18 protein-coding genes and 1 pseudogene are annotated in these 19,729 nt (G+C 62.3%); 4 read left to right on the plus strand and 15 right to left on the minus strand.

The window, feature by feature from the left end; genetic code table 11:
* Position 1: 1 nt before the first annotated feature.
* Positions 2–805, plus strand: coding sequence for a SirB1 family protein (locus tag AB4O23_RS27085; protein ID WP_068937556.1), 804 nt, complete (start codon positions 2–4; stop codon positions 803–805).
* On the opposite strand, the gene AB4O23_RS27090 is transcribed toward AB4O23_RS27085, so the two are convergent.
* The 4 genes from AB4O23_RS27090 to hmgA form a co-directional block, all read right to left on the minus strand.
* On the minus strand, positions 802–2,169 hold the full coding sequence (locus tag AB4O23_RS27090; RefSeq protein WP_460106308.1) for an MFS transporter: 1,368 nt from the start codon (positions 2,167–2,169) through the stop codon (positions 802–804). The genes AB4O23_RS27085 and AB4O23_RS27090 overlap by 4 nt on opposite strands.
* Before the next feature lie 62 nt (positions 2,170–2,231).
* The gene (gene maiA, locus AB4O23_RS27095) at positions 2,232–2,867 is read right to left on the minus strand and encodes a maleylacetoacetate isomerase (RefSeq protein ID WP_017526239.1); all 636 of its coding nucleotides are present in this window, start codon (positions 2,865–2,867) and stop codon (positions 2,232–2,234) included.
* Positions 2,868–2,879: 12 nt separating this feature from the next.
* Positions 2,880–4,166, minus strand: coding sequence for a fumarylacetoacetase (gene fahA, locus AB4O23_RS27100; RefSeq protein ID WP_068937554.1), 1,287 nt, complete (start codon positions 4,164–4,166; stop codon positions 2,880–2,882).
* Between the two features lie 3 nt (positions 4,167–4,169).
* Positions 4,170–5,453 (minus strand): homogentisate 1,2-dioxygenase, encoded by a 1,284-nt coding sequence (gene hmgA / locus AB4O23_RS27105; RefSeq protein WP_017526237.1) that lies wholly within the window; start codon positions 5,451–5,453, stop codon positions 4,170–4,172.
* 119 nt (positions 5,454–5,572) lie between these two features.
* On the opposite strand from hmgA, the gene AB4O23_RS27110 reads away from it, so the two are divergent.
* Positions 5,573–6,352, plus strand: a complete 780-nt coding sequence (locus AB4O23_RS27110) for an IclR family transcriptional regulator (protein WP_017526236.1) — start codon at positions 5,573–5,575, stop codon at positions 6,350–6,352.
* 1 nt (position 6,353) lies between these two features.
* Here AB4O23_RS27110 and dacB read toward each other — a convergent pair whose 3' ends face one another.
* The 7 genes and pseudogenes from dacB to AB4O23_RS27145 form a co-directional block, all read right to left on the minus strand.
* Positions 6,354–7,799 carry a D-alanyl-D-alanine carboxypeptidase/D-alanyl-D-alanine endopeptidase gene (dacB, locus tag AB4O23_RS27115; RefSeq protein ID WP_026067134.1) on the minus strand — a complete coding sequence of 482 codons (1,446 nt, stop codon included), beginning with the start codon at positions 7,797–7,799 and terminating at the stop codon, positions 6,354–6,356.
* 128 nt (positions 7,800–7,927) lie between these two features.
* Positions 7,928–10,346, minus strand: a pseudogene (locus AB4O23_RS27120) (TonB-dependent siderophore receptor).
* Positions 10,347–10,456: 110 nt separating this feature from the next.
* Positions 10,457–11,392: a glutathione S-transferase family protein gene (locus tag AB4O23_RS27125; RefSeq protein ID WP_017526233.1), complete on the minus strand. Its 936-nt coding sequence runs from the start codon at positions 11,390–11,392 to the stop codon at positions 10,457–10,459.
* A gap of 75 nt (positions 11,393–11,467) precedes the next feature.
* Positions 11,468–11,743: a GIY-YIG nuclease family protein gene (locus AB4O23_RS27130; protein WP_017526232.1), complete on the minus strand. Its 276-nt coding sequence runs from the start codon at positions 11,741–11,743 to the stop codon at positions 11,468–11,470.
* Between the two features lie 36 nt (positions 11,744–11,779).
* Positions 11,780–12,250: a nuclear transport factor 2 family protein gene (locus tag AB4O23_RS27135; protein WP_017526231.1), complete on the minus strand. Its 471-nt coding sequence runs from the start codon at positions 12,248–12,250 to the stop codon at positions 11,780–11,782.
* A 111-nt stretch (positions 12,251–12,361) separates the two neighbouring features.
* A complete protein-coding gene (locus AB4O23_RS27140) occupies positions 12,362–13,618 on the minus strand; it encodes a CynX/NimT family MFS transporter (protein WP_068937552.1) in 1,257 nt (418 codons plus the stop codon).
* Positions 13,608–14,267 (minus strand): FadR/GntR family transcriptional regulator, encoded by a 660-nt coding sequence (locus AB4O23_RS27145; protein ID WP_065877251.1) that lies wholly within the window; start codon positions 14,265–14,267, stop codon positions 13,608–13,610. Before AB4O23_RS27145 ends, AB4O23_RS27140 begins: the two co-directional genes overlap by 11 nt.
* 158 nt (positions 14,268–14,425) lie before the next feature.
* On the opposite strand from AB4O23_RS27145, the gene AB4O23_RS27150 reads away from it, so the two are divergent.
* Both AB4O23_RS27150 and AB4O23_RS27155 read left to right on the plus strand, forming a co-directional pair.
* Positions 14,426–14,737 carry a type II toxin-antitoxin system MqsR family toxin gene (locus tag AB4O23_RS27150; protein ID WP_068937550.1) on the plus strand — a complete coding sequence of 104 codons (312 nt, stop codon included), beginning with the start codon at positions 14,426–14,428 and terminating at the stop codon, positions 14,735–14,737.
* Positions 14,734–15,216 (plus strand): type II toxin-antitoxin system MqsA family antitoxin, encoded by a 483-nt coding sequence (locus tag AB4O23_RS27155; RefSeq protein WP_068937549.1) that lies wholly within the window; start codon positions 14,734–14,736, stop codon positions 15,214–15,216. The genes AB4O23_RS27150 and AB4O23_RS27155 overlap by 4 nt, the downstream gene beginning before the upstream one ends.
* 50 nt (positions 15,217–15,266) lie before the next feature.
* Here AB4O23_RS27155 and AB4O23_RS27160 read toward each other — a convergent pair whose 3' ends face one another.
* The 4 genes from AB4O23_RS27160 to AB4O23_RS27175 form a co-directional block, all read right to left on the minus strand.
* Positions 15,267–16,031: an amino acid ABC transporter ATP-binding protein gene (locus tag AB4O23_RS27160; RefSeq protein WP_003171943.1), complete on the minus strand. Its 765-nt coding sequence runs from the start codon at positions 16,029–16,031 to the stop codon at positions 15,267–15,269.
* An 11-nt stretch (positions 16,032–16,042) separates the two neighbouring features.
* Positions 16,043–17,140, minus strand: coding sequence for an amino acid ABC transporter permease (locus AB4O23_RS27165; protein ID WP_017526226.1), 1,098 nt, complete (start codon positions 17,138–17,140; stop codon positions 16,043–16,045).
* 10 nt (positions 17,141–17,150) lie between these two features.
* The gene (locus tag AB4O23_RS27170; protein ID WP_017526225.1) at positions 17,151–18,332 is read right to left on the minus strand and encodes an amino acid ABC transporter permease; all 1,182 of its coding nucleotides are present in this window, start codon (positions 18,330–18,332) and stop codon (positions 17,151–17,153) included.
* A 72-nt stretch (positions 18,333–18,404) separates the two neighbouring features.
* On the minus strand, positions 18,405–19,436 hold the full coding sequence (locus tag AB4O23_RS27175; RefSeq protein ID WP_017526224.1) for an amino acid ABC transporter substrate-binding protein: 1,032 nt from the start codon (positions 19,434–19,436) through the stop codon (positions 18,405–18,407).
* Between the last annotated feature and the right edge of the window lie 293 nt (positions 19,437–19,729).

Below are 19,729 nucleotides of genomic sequence, written 5' to 3' on the forward strand. Positions count from 1 at the left end.
AATGAAGCCCCGCCAAGCCTTTTTCGCCTGCCTGCAACGTTCGCCACCGGCGCTGTTCGAAGCCGCGCTATGGATCGCCGCCGAGCACGACCCGACGGTGCAGCCGCTGGACATCCTGCAGGACCTCGCATTGCTGCAACAACAGGTCAGCCTGGGCATGCCCATGTTGCCGGCGGACGAGTTGGGCCAGCCGTTACTGCGGCGCATGAACGACCTGGGCTTTGCCCAAGACGAGTTCACCCCGCTGCGCCCCGCCGCCGCCCTGCTGGACAAGGTGTTACAACGCAAACGCGGGCAACCGCTGGCCATGGGGCTGATCGCCATGGAACTGGCGCGACGCCTGCACATCCCCATGGCCGGGGTGAATTTCCCAGGGCATTTCCTACTGCGGGTGCCCGGCGCCGATCACCTGCTGGACCCATGCGGCGGCCGGCGCCTGTACCCCAACGATTGCCGCGAACTGCTGCAACGCCAATATGGCCCCAACCTCAAGTTGCAGGCCGATCATCTGCTGACGGCCGAGCCGCGTTCGATCCTGCAACGGCTGTCACGCAACCTGCGCCAACTGCACCTTTCCAATGACAAACCATTAGCCGCCCTGATTGACGCCGAGCGCGTGCTGGAACTGGGCAGCGCCAACGCCGCCGATTACCTGGCGCGGGCCAGCCTGTACCAACGCCTGGATTGCCCCAACGCCGAACGCTTCGACCTGGAACACGCACTGTTGCTCAGCGAAGACCCCATCCAGCGCCTGCGCCTGACCGAGCGGCTGGGGCACCTGCCGCCCAACTCCGTGGTGCACTAAGCCTGCGGCGTTTTGAGAATATCGCCATGCAGCGCGAGCTTCGGCGCTTGGCTCACCGGCGCGCGCACCTGGATGATCAGCAACGCGGCAATGACTGCCGGGATCGCGCAGAAGAAAAAAATCTGCTGCACAGGAATATGCATGGCCAGCAACAGGCTGCCGAACAGCGGCCCCAGGATCGAACCGAAACGTCCCACGCCCAACGCCCAGCCCGTGCCGGTAGCGCGAACATGTGCCGGGTAGAAATTGCTGGCGAAGGCGTTAAGGGTCAACTGCCCGCCGATGATGCAGAAACCGGCTGCGAACACACAGGCCACCAGGTAGCGCGGATTGTCGTGGTTCAACCCCAGCAGAACGGTACACACCGCCGCTGCCGCCAACACGCCGGACAACAGCCGCACCTCGCTTTTGAGGCGGTCGGCAAACCAGGCCATGCCGATCGCACCCAGGGTGCCGGCAAACAGAAACATCGAGGTCACCAGGTTGGCTTGCTTCAGCGCCAGGCCGCTTTCGAGCAACAACGATGGCAGCCAACTGATCATGAAATACAACAGGATCAGGCTGACAAAGAATGTCGACCAGATCAGCAAGGTCGGGCGCGCGTAACCGTTGCGAAACAGCTCCACCACCGTCAGCTTGCTGCCCTGCTCGTGCAGGTTTTGTGCCTCCCTCGCCGGCGGCGGTTGCCAATCGGGCAGCATGCGCGCGGTGACGCTGCGCAATCGCAGATACGGCGATGCGTCGCGTAACAGGCGCGGCAAGGATTCAGGCAGCAGCCACACCAAAAACGGCAACAACAGCAACGGCGTAACGCCGCCTGCCAGAAATACTGACTGCCAACCAAAATTGTCGATAAACCCTGCCGCCACAAACCCACCCGCCGCGCCGCCGAAGGAGAACCCGCACGCGGCCAGGGTCACCATCAAGGTGCGCAGGCGTGGCGGCGAATAGTCCGACATCAACGCCATGGCACTGGGCATCGCACCGCCCATGCCGATGCCACAGGTAAACCGCGCGGCCATCAGCGTGGTCAGCGAGTTGGCGAACACCATCAGCACGGTGAGGCTGGCGTAGATCAACACACAACCCAGCAGGATGCGCCGCACACCAAACCGGTCGGCCAGGGGCGTTACCAACAGCGAGCCCAGTGTGAGCCCCAACAGGTTGGCGCTGAACACCGGCCCGAATGCGGCTTTTTCCAGCTCCCAGTCCTTGACCAGCGCCGGCACCACATAGCCCAGCACCTGGGCATCGTAGCCATCGGTCACCAGCAGCAACACCAGTAACAGGAGGATCAACCACTGATAGCGCGACACCGGACGGGCGTCGAGTGCCGCGCGAAAGCTGGCAATCTGAGTGTGCATCGCAAGGTACCTACTTATTTTTATGGGTAGGCGGCCCCGATCCAATGTGGGCGCCTTGAGCGTTATGGGGTGTCGGGTTGGTGGGCGGGATGGGCCTGAATGAACGCCGGATGCTGCGCCGCCAACGCCGCCACCCGCCCAATACGCGGGTAGGCCGCCAACGGCACCTTGAAGCGCTGTGCCGCATATAGCTGCGGAACCAGGAACGCATCCGCCAGCCCCGGCTGCTCGCCGAAGCAAAACCCTGTGTCGCCAATCAACTGCTCCACCGCGCCCAACCCCTGGCTGATCCAATGACCGATCCACTCCAGCACCTGTGCCTCATCATGCCCCCACTGGCGCAACAGGTTCTGGGTGCTGGAGTTGTGCAGCGGGTGGATATCGCAGCCGATAATTGCCGCAACGCCACGCTCGTGGGCACGGGTGGCCAGGTGCTTGGACAGCAACGGCACCTGTGGATAACGTTCGTCCAGGTACTCGATGATTGCCGAGGACTGGATCAGTAACTCACCGTCATCGAGGCGCAACGCCGGCACGCGACCTTGCGGGTTGATGGCCAGGTATTCCGGCTGGCGATTGGCACCGCCCGCCGGTAACAGCAAGTTGACCGGCACCGCCGTACAGTCCAGCCCCTTGAGCGCCAAGGCAATGCGTACCCGGTACGACGCGGTGGAGCGGTAGTAGGTATAGAGTTCCATCACCCGCCCCTCTTAACGTGCCGCAACCACGGTACCCCGGCATTCGCCGAAGCCGATGGAGGCAAAGCCTTCACGCTTGCAGCGGGCGCGCAGGATGATCTCGTCGCCGTCTTCGAGGAACCTGCGCACTTCGCCGGACGGCAATTCGATCACCTTCTTGCCGCCTTCGGTAGTCTCCAGCAGGCTGCCGAACTGCCCCGCCTGCGGCCCGGACAACGTGCCGGTGCCGAACAGATCACCGGCCTGCAACTGGCAGCCGTTGACACTGTGATGCGCCACCAGCTGCGCCACGGTCCAGTACATATGCAGGCTGTTGCTCAGGGCCAGGCGATGGGCCGGCAGGTTCTGTTCACGCATGGCGGCGGTGGTCAGCAGCACCTCCAACTCGATATCCAGGGCGCCGTTGGCCTGGTCACGTTTGTCCAGCAGGTACGGCAGCGGTTGCGGGTCGCCCTCGGGGCGGGCCGGCTGGGCCTTGCGGAACGGCTCCAGCGCTTCGGCCGTGACCACCCAGGGCGAGATGGTGGTGATGAAACTTTTCGACAAAAATGGCCCCAGCGGCTGGTATTCCCACGCCTGGATATCGCGTGCCGACCAATCGTTGAGCAAGCAGAAACCGGCGATATGCTCGGCCGCGTCACCAATGGCAATCGAATCGCCCATGGCATTGCCCGGGCCGATCCAGATCCCCAGTTCCAATTCGTAGTCCAAACGCGCACACGGGCCGAAGGTCGGTTCGGCCTGGCCGGCGGGCAGCGTCTGGCCTTTGGGGCGACGCACCTCGGCACCCGACGCGCGAATGGTCGACGCGCGGCCGTGGTAGCCAATCGGTACGTACTTGTAGTTGGGCAGCAACGGGTTGTCAGGACGGAACAGCTTGCCGACGTTTTGCGCGTGTTCGATGCCCACGTAGAAATCGGTGTAGTCGTTGATCCGCGCCGGCACATGCAGCTGGCAATCGGCGGCGCGATGCAGTACCTGGGCCTCGCGTGCGTGCAATGGGCTGCCCTCGGCCAGCAGTTCCAGCAGGCGTTCACGCAAAGCCACGCGCGGGCCACGGCCCAGTTCGAAGAAGGCATTCAACTGGCCGCCGGCGGTCGCTTCAACGGCACGACGGGCCTCGCCGTCAAACGCGTCCAACGCAGCGTGAAGATCGAAGATGCAGTCACCAATCGCCACGCCACTGCGCGGTGCCGAGCCGTTGATACTGAAGATACCCAGCGGCAGGTTCTGCAGCGGGAAATCACGGTGACCGTTGGCCGAAGCCACCCAGCTGCGGGCTAGCGTCTGTTGAGTCATGGGTTATCTCCGGTTCGGGTTGAAGGTGGCGGGCAGCGCGGCCCAGCACGCGTCGTAAGCGGGTTGCAGTTGCGGGCAGTCCAGGGCGAACTGGGTGGGACGCAGCACTTGGCTGGTCTCGAACATGAAGGCCATGGTGTTGTCGATCTTGTGCGGCGCCAGCTCGACGTTGATGGCTTTGGTGCAGGTCTCGCCGTCCGGGCCATGGGCACTCATGCAGCTGTGCAGCGACGCACCGCCGGGCAGGAAGCCTTCGGCCTTGGCATCGTAGGCGCCCTGGATCAGGCCCATGTATTCGTTCATCAGGTTGCGGTGGAACCACGGCGGGCGGAAGGTGTTCTCGGCCACCATCCAGCGTGGCGGGAAGATCACGAAGTCGAGGTTGGCCAGGCCGTGGGTGCTGGTCGGCGACGTCAGTACGGTGAAGATCGACGGGTCCGGATGATCGAAACTCACCGTACCGATCGTATTGAAGCGGCGCAGATCGTATTTGTACGGCACGTTATTGCCGTGCCAGGCCACCACGTTGAGTGGCGAATGATCCAGCTCGCAGGCCCACAACTCGCCGAGGAACTTCTGCACCAGCGTCGTGGGTATCTTCAGGTCTTCGTAATGGGCGACCGGGGTGAGGAAGTCGCGCGGGTTGGCCAGGCCGTTGCTGCCGATGGGGCCCAGGTCCGGCAGGCGCAACGGGGCGCCATGGTTTTCGGCGATATAACCGCGTGCTTGCGCATCCAGCAGTTCGACGCGGAATTTGAGCCCGCGCGGCAGCACGGCGATTTCCAGCGGTTGCACCTCCAGCACCCCCAGTTCGGTGGCGATACGCAGGCGGCCCTGCTCCGGAACGATCAACCACTCGCCATCGGCGTTGAAGAACACGCGTTCCATCGAACGGTTGGCGCGGTAGTGATAAATGCTGATACCTGCGGGTTTTTCCGACGCCGAGTTGGCAACCATGCCGACGAGGCCGTCGATAAAGTCGGTCGGCTCGCTCGGAATATCCAGCGGGTTCCAACGCAGTCGGTTGGGTGTCACCGCGCCCAGCGGCCCACCGGCCAACTGCCGGTCCAGCTTGACGAACGCCGGGTGGTTGGCCGAGGGCTGGATGCGGTAGAGCCAGGTACGCCGGGCTTCGCTGCGCGCCATGGTAAACGCGGTGCCGGAGAACAGTTCGGTGTACAGCCCATACGGCGCTTTTTGCGGGGAGTTCTGGCCGACCGGCAGCGCGCCGGGCAGGGCTTCGCTGGCGAATTCATTGCCGAAGCCCGACAGGTATTCGAGGTTCATGGAGCATCCTCTGTATCACGTTATTTTTATCGTAATCGATTTACGCATAACGTAATTTGATCACTATCGAGCGTCAAGCTATAAAGACGCCCATTCATCTCTTGGATTCCCGCCCCTCCATGGAAAAGCCCCGCGACACCGGTAAACAGAAAGTCCGCTCGGCCGAAGTGGGTACCGACATTCTCAAAGCGCTGGCCGAGTTGGCGCCGGCCACCTCGCTGTCGCGCCTGGCCGAACATGTGCAAATGCCAGCGAGCAAGGTACACCGCTACCTGCAGGCCTTGATCGCCTCCGGGTTTGCCGAACAGAACACCGCCACCAACCACTATGGCCTGGGCCGCGAAGCCTTGCGCGTCGGCTTGGCCGCGCTGGGCAGCATGGACGTGTTGAAAGTCGGCGCCCTGCCCCTGGCGGAACTGCGCGACGAGTTGAATGAAACCTGCTTTCTGGCGGTATGGGGCAACCAGGGCGCAACCGTGGTGCAGATCGAACCGGCGGTGCGCGCGGTCACGGTGGTGACGCAGTTGGGCTCGGTATTGCCACTGCTCAGCTCATCCACCGGGCTGGTGTTCAGCGCCTTCCTGCCGTTGCGGGAAACCGTGGAGCTGCGCGAGCGTGAGGTGCAGGCAGGTCTTGCCCATGCGCTGGCGGACGACGGGGCCTACGCCATCACCTGCGAGCAGATCCGCCGCCGTGGCCTGCATTTTGTACACGGGTTGCTGATGCCGGGCGTGGACGCGTTGTCGGCACCGGTGTTCAACGCGGTCGGGCACGTCGCAGCGGTGATGACGGTGGTCGGCCCTACCTCGCTGTTCCACGCCGACGAAGATGGCCCGGCGGCGCAGCGCTTGCTGGCGGCGACCCGGGCCGTGAGTTGGCGCATGGGCTATCAGCCCTGAATCAGTCGCGCCACTGGGTCAGGGCCACAGCCAGGCGGTTTTCGAGGGCGCGGATCGGCGCCGCATCGCCCAGGTAGTTGTTGCTGAGCATCGAGAACACCAGGCGTCGCCCGTCGGCATCCTGGATGTAGCCACTGAGCGACGAGACGCCCGCCATGGAGCCGGTCTTGGCGTGCAGGTTGTTTTCAGCGGGCGTGCCGCGCAAGCGATAACGCAGGCTGCCGCCGCTCATGCGGTTTGCGTTGCCGGCGATCGGCAGCGCGTCGTACCAGGCCTTGAACCAGGGCTGTCTGGCCGTGGCCAGCAACAGGTCGGTCAAGTTCTGCGACGACACCAGATTGCGCCGCGACAAGCCCGAGCCGTCCACCTGGCTCAGCGTCGCCGGGTCCAGGCCCTGGCGCTGCATGAACGCCGCCACCGCTGCCACGCCCGCCTGGGCGGTGCCCGCATTCGCCGTCTGGCGCCCCATGGCCTTGAGCAAGGCTTCGGACATGTTGTTGTTCGAGAGCTTGAGCAGCGGCGTGATCAGTGCCTGCAACGGCGCCGACTGATGCTCTGCCAACAGCGTCGCGGTGTTCGGGGTGGCACCGCCGATCACGCGTCGACCCAGCACCTTGATGCCCTGCTGCGCCAGCGCCTGTTCAAACAGGTTGGCCACCAGTTGCGTCGGCTCCCAGACGCTCACCCACTCTCGGCGTTGCTCGCCCGGCGCCAGCGCACCGGTGAGTTGCAGCAGGTTGGTGCCGTGCCGGCGGGTGATGCCGTACGTATTGCCCGGGCCACTGACCGCGCGATTGCTCAGTTGTACGTAATCGGTTGGCGGGCTTAGCACCACACTCACCGGCTGGCCGGCTGTCGCCGGGGCCTTGGCGGTGACGATCAAGGTGCCCGCATCAAAATCGGTGTCGGGCGACACCGTGAGCGCCGAAATCTGCGCGCCGTAGTAGGTGCTTTCATCGTCCTGCGCCCAGTCGACACCCAGGCGTTCGGTGTCGAACCAGGTGTCGTCAAATACCAGGTCCCCCTGCACTTGACGCACGCCCTGGCTCGCCAGCTGCGCGGCCAGCGCCTGGTAATCGGCGAGCTGCGTGGTGGGGTCGCCCAGGCCACGCAGGTAAAGGTTGCCGGTCAGGCGCTCGCCTTGCTGCACGCCGTTACCGCGCAACTGCGTGGAAAACCGGTATTGCGGCCCCAGCACCTCCATAGCGGCCGCGGTGGTCAGCAATTTGAGATTCGAGGCAGGCACCAGCCGCGTACGCGGATTGTATTGGTAAAGCGTGGCGCCGCTGCGGGCGTCGCGCACCATCAGGGAGACGGTGGCGCCGTTGAGGGCCGGGTCGGCCAGCATTCGATCGAGGGTGGCCGAGGTGGAGGTCGGCGAAACGCTGGCGCAACCATTGAGTAACAAGCTCAAGCACAGCAGGTGCAGCCATCGTCCAAAGTGCATCGGTGTCGTTTCCCGCCAAGCCATCAGTGCCGGCAACGCTAACAGCTGCGCCCCCTTATGGCGAGCGGGCTGACCTCCCACACTTTGGATCGGTGCTGATCCGCAACCCCAGGTCACCGCTGCCCCTTTTAGAACTGCAGCGTGCTCGACACCGACACCTGCCGTGCATCCCCCATCGACACAAAGAACCGGCTGGCCGCCGAGGTGTAGTAGGTGCGGTCAAACAGGTTCTTCACGTTGAGCTGGAACTTGACCTTCTGCCCTTCAATTTTGGTGTCGTAAGTGGCGAACGCATCCGCCACGGTGTAGCCCGGCAAGTTGAAGTCGTTGGCCGCATCGCCTGCGCGCTCGCCCACATAACGCGCACCCGCGCCGACTCGCAATTGATCGCCGCCGAACACGTTGCCGAAGTCATACACCGCCGACAGCGAGCCGGTGTGCCTGGCCACGTTCTGCAGGCGGTTGCCTTGCAGGGTCGGGTCCTTGTCCTTGACGTCTTCGGCGTCGGTGAAGGCGTAGCTGCCGATCACGCTCCACTGGTCGGTCAGCTGGCCGCTGGCGTCCAGTTCCAAGCCCCGGGAGCGCACCTGGCCGGCGATGCTGTAGACCGTGTTGGCATTGGAGCCCACCGAGACCAGGACGTTGCGCTTGTCGATATTGAACAACGCCGCACTGGCGGTGATGCGCCCAGGGATGTCGAGCTTGGCGCCCAACTCCCATGATTTGGATTCCTCGGGCGTCAGGTCGCCGGTCAAGGTGCTGTTGTCGGCCAGGGCGGCGATGGTGGAGTTGGGTTTGAACGACTCGGTGTAGCTGCCGTAGAACGACAACTCGTCGGTGTAGCGATACACCAGGCCGGCGCGCGGCACCCAGGCCTGGCCGTTGCCGTTGGTGTTGGCCTTGAACGGCACGCCCTTGCCGGCGTATTGGTCGTACATCTGGTAACGCGCGCCGGCGACAAAAATCCACTGCTCGTTCAGGTGAATCGCGTCCTGGAAAAACACCGAGTCGCTGCGCAGCAGGTCGGTCTGGGCGCTGTCGGTGGCACTGACCGTGCTGCCCGCCACTTCATTGCCGTACACCGGGTTGTTGTAGTTGAAGGTGGTGCGCGAGGCCTGGCGGATCAGGTCGGCGCGATAGATCTTGCGGTACTCGTCGTCCAGGCCGAACACCACGTCATGTTGCATGCCCAGTGCGTTGACCTTGCCTTCCAGGCTCGCGGTGGCGAAACGGTCGGTGGTGATCGCGCCCTGGGTGCCGTCCATTTTGCGGGTCAGGGTGCCGTTGTCATTCACCGCACTGACGCGCACTTGGCTGGCATCGTAGGTCTCGCGGTTCCAGCTATAGCCGAAGTGGGCTTTCCAGTCGTCGTTCACGTCATGGTCGGCTTCGAAGCGGTACAGGTCGGAGCGGCCTTGCATGTTGTTGAACGGTTCATCCAGACGCCGGGTGGACGGGATGTCCAACGGGTGGTTGGACTTATCGATGGCGGTGCCACGGTCGAACGGCGAGAGAAACTCGCGGTGTTCATAGGCGAACAGCAACTTGGTGCTGTCGCCGTACCAGGCTCAGGGACGGGGCAACCAGCGTTTCGCGATGGGTGCCGAAGTTGCGCCAGTAGTCTTCGTCTTCGTGGTCGACGATCAGGCGATAGGCCAGGCCCGAATCACCGATCGGCCCGGTGGTGTCGAGGCCGCCGCCGCTGCCGTTCTTGCCGTCGCCAAAGGTGGAGCCGCGCACGGTCAGGGACGTGGAGGGGCTCAACTCGGGCTTTTTACTGACGATATTCACCACGCCGCCCGGGTCCTGGATGCCATACAGCAACGAGGACGGGCCCTTGAGCACTTCGACGCGCTCGGCCGTGGCGTTCAATGCGCGCCCCTGCACTATCGGCATGCCGTCGCGCATGATCGAACCGTTACGGTTGTCGCCGAAGCCGCGCAGCATCACCGCGTCCTGAGTGCTGGCCAAGGTGTTGGCCTGGGTGATGCCGCTGATATTGCCCAAGGCATCGTCCAGGTTGCGCGGGGTCTGGTCACGCAAGACCTGCGCCGGGACCACATTGACGGTTTGCGGGGTTTCCAGCAGCAACGCATGGGAGCGCATCACCGAGCTGGTGGGCGGCGGCTGGTAACTGGTGCTGTCCTGGGTTTGGCCGACGCCGCTGATGGTGGTGGCGCCGAGGTTGAGCGCGCCATCGGTGGGTAGCGGCTCCAGGGCCAATGTGCGGGCATCGATTTGGCGGAACGTGAAGCCGGAGTCGCCCAGCAGGCGTTGCAAGGCCGCCGTGGCGCTCATCTGCCCGCTGACCGCCGGGGCGTTGAGGCCGTAGGGCGCTTCGTCGGTGTAGATCACGCTGATGCCGGTCACCCGGCTGAAGTCGCTCAGGGCCTGGGGCAGCGGCTTGGCGGCCAGGGCAAAATTGAACTGGGCACTTTGCTGCTCTTGCGCCTGTGCCACGCACAACGGCAGCAACGCTAGCCCCGACACCACCAATACCGAGGCTCCCAGCCACTGTTTAACCAAACCGCCCGCCATCGACTTCATGCTGTGAGAACCCGTGTAGAAAACGCTGTTAATGCGAATAAATCGCAGTTTCAAGCACTACACGGATGGGCCGCCGGTTTACCTCACGTTTATGTGCAAATTATTTTTAATCAGTGCGCCTGGATGCGGAAACCGAAGCGCGGAAAATGCACATGCACGGTGCCCGCTCGCGCGTCGGTGCGGCGCAGGATCAGCTCTTCGCGCCCGGCAAAGAGCAATTCGCCGGCGACCGGGTCGACCCCGTAATCGATGGCGCTAATGCTCACCTGCTGACCGGGCTGGAAGCCATTCAAGTCCTCGAACACTTCCGCGGGCAACGGCGCCGGTGTGGCGTTGCGCGCAACGTCCAATGCTTGCTCGGCGCTCATCTGGCTGGCGGTGCCGTGACCAAAACCGAGCACGCGGCCCAACCACGCCGACACGGCCGGATACGCATCCACCAACGGCGCGGTCACGGGCGTCGCCTTGAGGAACCACAACGGATGGGCCAGGGCAAAGTCGGCAATGCACGGCTCGCCAAACAGAAAGTCCCCCGGTTCACGCTGTAATTGCTGCTCCAGGCGCGCCATGATCGCCGGCCATTGGTGCTTGGCCAGTTCCGCCGGCAGCTTGCTGGCCGTGCCGCCGCTGAACAGCGCGGCGCGGTCCGCGAGGAACGCCTTGATCGCTTCCGGCGGCAACTTGCCGAAACGCACCGCCACCGACTCAGGCTGGAACACCAGGCTCACGGCGTGGGCAAACACCACACTGTCGGCCCAGGTGGCGAAGGTTTGGGTGATCATCTCCTGGCCCAGCGGGAACAACGCCGGCGCGGATTTTTCCTGCTCCAGACGGCGGGCGATCAGGGCGGTGTCGCAATAGATATCGGCACCCACTTGCAGCACCGGGGTCTTGCGGTAGCCGCCGGTGAGGGCAGTCAGGTCCGGCTTTGGCATCACCGGCGAGATATGCACCGAGTGCCAGGACAGGCCTTTGAAGCCCAGCAGCAGCCGCGCTTTTTCCGCGAAGGGGGACGTGGGGTAGTGGTGCAGGATTAGCTCAGACATGCTGGGGTCCACTGGACAAATGAACCCGCAGCTTAGCCTGCAACGGGCTCAGTGGGTGTGATAGCCGCCCATCAGTCAGATCAATGAACCACTGGCCGCCAGACACTCCTTGGCGCTCTTCTTCAATTTCTTGATCAACCGCTCCTGGCGCAGCGCCTCGCCTTTGCTTGCGCACTGCTCGGTATAGACCAACGCCACCGCCGGGCTGGAGAGGAAAAACCGCGCGCCCTTGCCGCTCTGGTGCGAGGCAAAGCGGCGTACCGGGTCATTGCTGATGCCACAATACAGCGCGCCATTGGCGGCGCGCACCAGGTACACAAACCAGGGTTTGGGTTCGACAGGATCAGTCACAGGCGGATTCAACAAACCAGAGGAACGCCAAGCTTATCAACGACTCGCCTGAAATGCCTTCAAGCCTTTGTTCGCCTGGGCGCGCACGGCGTTTTTCACCAGCGGTGTCCAGCCCAGCAGCAAGCCTTTGGTGCCCAATGCCTGGCGCGACCAGCGCCACAGGTCGAAGCTGTCGTGGTGCTCGCAGATCTTGCCGTCGCGCAACACAAACCGCGCCTGAATATCATTGACCACGGTGTTGCCGGTGGCACTGAACAAGTACGTAGCCACCCAATGCGCACCGCCGCTGCGATCATCGCTGCGCACGTTGTCGAACGTCAGGGAGAAGTCCTTGGCACGCGTGGTCAGCATGCGCCACATATCGCCGACATCGCGCCCGCGCAACTCACCGAAGGCCGGGTCGCTGAACACCACATCCTCGGTGTAGCAGGCGGCCATCGCGTCGGCGTCCAGGCGCTGGAAGGCCGTGTAGAACTGGGTGATCAGGGCGTTATGGGCATCGCTCATGGGCAGGCTCCGCTGGCGTCGAAAAGGTAGGCGCACGATAAGCCGCCCGCGCCGCTAACGCCACTGACATTCGCCACGCAAATGACCGGGGCTAGGGGCACGGGGGCGGCGCTAGACTTTTTCGCTGCTCACGCCTACGTACCGCGCACGGCCCGCGCCAACCCCGGCGACCATGGCCGCCACGCCGATCACTGCGAAAATCCAGCCCGTCGCGCCCCACCCACCGGTCCAATCGTGCACCAGGCCCACGGCCAGCGGCCCCATGGAGGCCAGGGTGTATCCGATGCCCTGGGCCATGCTCGACAGGTTCGCGGCCACATGGGCGTCGCGCGAGCGCAGTACGATCAGGGTCAGCGCCAGGCTGAAAGTACCGCCCTGCCCCAGGCCGAGCACAATCGCCCAGGCCCACAAGCCGTCGAGGGGTGCATACAGGCAACCGAACAGGCCGCCCAGCGTCAGCAACATCACGATCACGATGGCCAAACGCTGGTCTTTACCCCGCGTGGCCAGCCACGGTGCCGCCAGGGAACTGAACAATTGCACGATGATGGAACCGGACAGCGCCAGCCCCGCTTCGGTGGCGCTCAGGCCACGGCCGATCAGCATCGACGGCAGCCAGCCGAACACGATGTAGGCCAAGGACGATTGCAGGCCCATATAAAGCGTGACCTGCCACGCCAACGGATCCCGCAATAACCCCTTCACGCGATAAGCAACACGGTGCGCGCCGTGTCGTTGCCCGACCTGCGGCAGCCAGCACAACGCCGCGACCAGCGCCGGCACCATCCAGAACCCCAGGCCTATCGCCCAGCTATCGCCGAAGTAATCACTGAGTGGCACCGCAGCCCCCGCCGCCAGCGCAGCCCCCAGGCACAACGCCATGGTGTAGACGCCGGTCATGGCGCCCGCCTGCCTGGCGAAATCCCGCTTGACGATGCCCGGCAGCAACACCCCGATAATGCCGATGCTCGCACCGGCGATCAGGCTGCCGAGAAACAACCCCGCTTCACCCAGCACACTGCGCAGGATGATCCCGGCGGCCAGGGTCAGCAGGATGCCCAACACCACCCGCTCAGCCCCAAAGCGCCGCGCCAGGATCGGTGCGGTGGGCGCGAACAAGCCCAGGCACAGCACCGGCAACGTGGTCAGCAGCCCAGCCTTGGCGGCCGACAACCCCAGGCTGCTGGAGACTTCACTGAGCAAGGGCGCCAGGCTCGACAACGCCGGGCGCAGGTTCAGCGCCACCAGCACCAGGCCCAGTAGCAGCAACCAGGGGCGGCTTACGGTTGGCGGCGTCTGTTGCACCACGTCGTCGTCGGCTTCGGCGTCGATCAGCAGTTCGGTGTTGCGTTGCGGTTCAAGGTTCATTGATCAACTGCCGGCAAAGGGATTTGGCACGTTCCGGGTCCTGGTGTTCCACGGCGTCGAGCAGGGCAACATGCAGGTCGAACACCGCCTGGCGACGCGGCGACATGCTCAGGGTCTGGCGCAACTGCGCACCGACGATGGCGGAAAAATACCGGTACAACTCGCTCAACGCCGGGTTATGCGCGGCGTCCACCAAGCGTGTGTGGAACACCAGGTCGGCGCGGATATAGGCCTCCAGTTCACCGTGGTACAGCGCGGCGCTGGCCTGCAGCGCCTCCCGCAGCTGTTCGAGGTCTTGCTCGGTACGCCGCAGTGCCGCCAGGCCGATGGCCTCCACTTCAAGCATCTGCCGCGTCTCCTGCGCCTGCTCCAAGGTGCAGTGGGACAGCGCGCGCATCGCCCCCAGCGGGTCGGTCATCGAGCGCAGGTAACTGCCGTCACCCTGGCGGACTTCGATCAACCCGGAAAACGCCAACACACGCATGGCTTCGCGCACGGTATTGCGACTGATGCCCAGCTCGGCGCACAACTCGGGCTCGGTGGGCAGGCGTTCACCGACCGCCCACACCCCTGCGGCGATGCGCAGACGCAGTTGCTCCAAGGCCTGATCGACCAGGGAGCGTTTAATCAGGGGAGCGATGTCTGTCATGGGTGCGCGCTTTCGTCCAATCATAGGATGAATTTTCCTACAGACTATTCAGAGTTGCCTACAAAGACAAGGCACTAGGGTTCTTGGGCGGGAAAAGAAGCAGTATTTTCGATTGGTAAAATTACCCTTAAAGGGTAATTATTTGACCCAGGTGTCTTATGGAAAAGTACACACCTCATTACGATTTGGCGGTGATCAAGGCGGATGTCAGGCGGCTTGGGGGAAAGGCCTTTACTTCAACGGCGAAGAGCACAGGGAGGAAACTCGGCTTTGAGATCCATGAAATGCAAGAGGCCGTGTTTCGATTGCAAACCAGGATGTTGTACAAATCAATGACTACCTATGCAGATCATAAGGTCTGGCAGGACGTGTACCACATCAGTTCACACGGCATGGAGATTTACATAAAGGTCACCTACGGCTCAGGCGGTAACCCACCGGTAATCTCCTTCAAGGAGTGCGACTCATGAAAACTCAACAGTGCTTTATATGCGGTACGCCCGACGGCATGACTCGGTTCGAGGGCCGTAGCGAGACTATTAGCGTCAAAGGGATGGAGCGTCGTGTCGATGATCTTTCCGGCTGGGAATGCCATGTATGCGGCGACGGCATGTATGACCCGGATAGTTCAGAGCGCCACGCAAAGGTAGGTGATGAACTCGTCCGCGCCGCGCGGACAATGATCGGCAACGAGATGAGACGTATCCGTCGCAAGCTGCAACTTACGCAAAAAGAAGCCGTGCAACTGTTGTCCGGTGGCGGTCACAACGCTTTTTCACGTTATGAACGCGGTGAGCTTCTGCCACCCAAGCCACTGGTTCTGTTGATGCGATTACTGGACCGTTACCCGCATTTGCTTGCCGACGCCAAGGTATTGGCCGAAGGCGCTGACTTACGGGGGTTCACTCATACAGTGGACACAGGGCATGAGGCGCTCAAGGCCTGCTGAACGGACAAAAATAAACCCGGCCAGGCCGGGTTTATTGTTTTAACCATCGATCAATGCAAAATCTGGCTCAAGAACAACTTGGTCCGATCATTCTGCGGGTTGTCGAAGAAGTCATTCGGCGCCGCCTGCTCAACGATCTCGCCCTTGTCCATGAAGATCACGCGGTTGGCCACGGTGCGCGCGAAGCCCATTTCGTGGGTCACGCACAACATGGTCATGCCGTCTTCGGCCAGGCCGATCATGGTGTCGAGTACTTCCTTGACCATTTCCGGATCGAGCGCCGAGGTTGGCTCATCGAACAGCATGATTTTCGGCTTCATGCACAAGGCACGGGCAATCGCCACACGCTGTTGCTGGCCGCCGGAGAGTTGCCCCGGAAACTTGTGCGCCTGCTCCGGGATACGCACGCGCTCCAGGTAGTGCATGGCAATTTCTTCGGCCTTGCGCTTGGGCATCTTGCGCACCCACATCGGCGCCAACGTGCAGTTCTGCAGGATGGTCAGGTGCGGGAACAGGTTGAAGTGCTGGAACACCATGCCCACTTCACGACGGATCGCTTCGATCTGCTTGAGGTCGTTGGTCAGTTCCACGCCGTCGACCACGATGCGGCCCTGCTGGTGCTCTTCCAGACGGTTGAGGCAGCGGATGGTGGTGGACTTGCCCGAACCCGACGGCCCGCACAGCACGATACGCTCGCCCTGCTTGACGTTCAGGTTGATGTCTTTCAACACGTGGAACTGGCCGTACCACTTGTTGACGCCCTGCATCTGGATAATGCCTTCAGGGCTCACAGGCTGTTTGATTGCTTCGCTCATAAAAAGAACTCCTAACGCTTGTGGCCTGTGTCGAGCTTGCGTTCCAGATGCATGGAATAGCGCGACATACCAAAACAGAAAATCCAGAACACCAGGGCGGCGAACACGTAGCCTTCAGTGGCCATGCCCAGCCATTTGGGGTCGGCGGCAGCTTGCTTGACGCTGTTGAGCAGGTCGAACAGGCCGATGATGATCACCAGGCTGGTGTCCTTGAACAGCGCAATAAACGTGTTGACGATGCCCGGGATCACCAGCTTCAGGGCTTGCGGCAGAATCACCAGACCCATGCTGCGCCAGTAACCCAGGCCCATCGCCGCGGCCGCTTCGTACTGACCTTTAGGAATCGCCTGCAACCCGCCGCGCACCACTTCGGCCACATAGGCCGACTGGAACAGGATCACGCCGATCAGCGCCCGCAGCAGCTTGTCGAAGTTCATGCCTTCAGGCAGGAACAACGGCAGCATCACCGACGACATGAACAGCACCGTGATCAACGGCACGCCGCGCCAGAATTCGATGAAGGTCACGCAGACCACACGAATCGCCGGCATGTTCGAACGTCGCCCCAGTGCCAGCACAATACCCAGCGGCAAGGCGCCGGCGATGCCGACAGTGGCGATCACCAGGGTCAGCATCAAGCCGCCCCACTGGCTGGTCGCCACGTTGGTCAAGCCGAACACGCCACCGTGCAGCAGGAAGTAGGCAACGATCGGGTACAGCACCAGGAAGCTCAGGCCGTAGATGGCCTTGTGTTGGAAGCGCGAGAGGAACAACGGCGCCACGCCGACAATCGCCAGCCACACGGTCAGGTCCACGCGCCAGCGCAGGTCGCCGGGGTAGTAGCCGTACATGAACTGCCCGAAGCGCTGTTGGATGAACACCCAGCAGGCACCTTCCTTGGTGCAATCGGCGCGAGTGGTGCCCACCCAGTTGGCATCGAGGATGGCCCAATGCAGGATCGGCGGCACCACCAGGTACACCAGGTAAATCGACAGCAAAGTCAGCAAGGTATTGAGCCAACTGGAAAACAGGTTGGCGCGCATCCATGCCACCGGGCCGAAGACTTTGCTCGGCGGCGGCATATCGGGTTTGAAAGTATGAGAACTCATGTGCGTTTCCTCACCGCTCGATCAGCGCAATGCGCTTGTTGTACCAGTTCATCAGCAGGGAAATGCTGATGCTGATCGCCAGGTACACGCTCATGGTGATGGCAATGACTTCGATGGCCTGGCCGGTCTGGTTGAGCACCGTGCCGGCAAACAGCGAAACCATTTCCGGATAACCGATACCGGCGGCCAACGACGAGTTTTTCGCCAGGTTCAGGTATTGGCTGGTCAGCGGCGGAATGATCACCCGCAAGGCTTGCGGAATGATCACCTTACGCAGCGTCGGCCCATTGCGCAGGCCCAGGGAACGCGCGGCTTCGGTCTGGCCGTGGCTGACCGACTTGATGCCCGAACGCACGATCTCGGCGATGAACGCCGCGGTGTACACCGTCAGGGCCAGGGTCAGTGCCAGCAGTTCAGGGATAAGCACCCAGCCGCCGACAAAGTTGAAGCCTTGCAGCTTGGGCATTTCCCAGTGCAGCGGCACGCCGAAGATCAACGCGCACAGTGCCGGGATCACGATGAACAACGCCAGGCCCGCCCAGAACTTATGGAACGGAACACCGGTGGCTTCAAAGCGCTTGTTGGCCCAACGAGTCATCAGCACGATCGCCACAATCGCCAGCACTACACTGGCCACAAACGGCCAGAACCCATCGGCGGCCAGCGCCGCCGGCATGTTCAGGCCACGGCTGCTGACAAAGAAGGTATCGCCGAAGTTATGGCTGTTGCGCGGCCCCGGCATGGTCAGGAACACCGCGAAGTACCAGAACAGGATCTGCAGCAGCGGCGGAATGTTGCGGAACACTTCCACATACACCGTCGCCAGCTTGTTGATCATCCAGTTCGGCGACAGTCGCGCCACGCCGACGATAAAGCCGAGCAGGGTAGCCAGGATCACGCCGATGAAGGTCACCAGCAGGGTGTTGAGCAAGCCGATTACAAAGACGCGGGCATAGCTGTCCGATTCGGTGTAGTCGATCAAGTGCTGCGCGATGCCGAAGCCGGCACTGCGCTCAAGAAAGTCGAAACCCGAGGTAATGCCTCGGTGTTGAAGGTTGGTCTGGGTATTGTTGAAGAGGTACCAGCCCAGCGAGACCACCGCCACAATCGTGATGATCTGGAAGAGCCACGCACGCACTTTGGGATCGCTGAAGCTGAGCTTCTGCTTTGGTGCGCCGATTTGATTTTGCATGAAGTGCCCCGGAAAGAATGGAACAGAACATCACCCGGCGGTTGGCCCACCGGGTGACAGAACCATCAGCGATCAGCGCACAGGCGGTGCGTATTGAATGCCGCCGTTGTTCCACAGCGCGTTCAGGCCACGGTCGATTTCCAACGGGGTGCTCTTGCCGAGGTTGCGCTCGAACACTTCACCGTAGTTACCCACTTGCTTGACGATCTGCACGACCCAGTCTTTCTTCACTTTCAGGTCTTTGCCGTATTCGCCGTCGGCACCGAGCAGACGCGCGACGTCCGGGTTCTTGGTGGACTTGGCTTCAGCTTCAACGTTTTTCGAAGTAATACCGGCTTCTTCGGCGTTGAGCATGGCGTAGCCTACCCAGCGCACGATGGCCAGCCACTCGTCGTCACCGTTACGTACCACCGGGCCCAGGGGCTCTTTGGAAATGGTTTCCGGCAGAACCACGTAGTCCTTCGGCGAGGCCAACTTGCTGCGCTGGGCGAACAGTTGGGACTTGTCGGAGGTCAGCACGTCGCAACGACCGGATTCCAGCGACTTGGCGCTTTCATCGGAGGTGTCGAAGGTGATCGGGGTGTATTTCAGACCGTTGCCACGGAAGTAGTCGGAAACGTTCAGTTCAGTGGTGGTACCGGCCTGGATGCAGATAGTTGCACCGTCCAGTTCCTTGGCGCTTTTAACGCCCAGTTTGTTGTTAACTAGGAAGCCGATGCCGTCGTAGTAGGTGATGAAACCCGGGAATTTCAGGCCCATGCCCGCATCGCGGGAGCTGGTCATGGTGGTGTTACGGGACAAGATGTCTACTTCGCCCGACTGAAGCGCGGTGAAACGCTCCTTGGCGTTCAACTGGCTGAACTTGACCTTGGTCGCGTCGCCGAACACGGCAGCGGCAACAGCGCGGCATACGTCAGCATCGATCCCCAGGATCTTGCCGCTGGCATCCGGTACCGAGAAACCCGGCAGGCCGTCACTCACGCCACATTGCACAAAGCCTTTCTTCTGCACGGCGTCCAGGGTGGCGCCGGCTTGGGCGAAACCACTGACACCCAGTACAGCGGCCGCGGAAACGATGGCCAGGGTGGATTTCAATACCTTCATTCAAACCTCCAGTTTTGCTCTTGTTGTGTCGGAGCTCGAACCCCACCGCACCCTTTTGAGGCGATCTTGACCCGTGTTGGCTTTTTTTGGGGTCAAACGGCATGAGGCTGTCGCTATAAGTCCAGTTGCTATCCCAGAGGCGGCTGTCACTGATAGTGTTACCGCCACGAGAGAGACCTGACATCGCTTTGTGCATAGCAAGCGCCGTACCAGAGTGACGGCTGAGTCGTTTCAGCCCATGGTCAAGAGCAAAAGATTCAAAGTTGCGACATCTAATTAACAAATCAACCGGT

This window comes from Pseudomonas sp. H2_A10 (assembly GCF_054680085.1).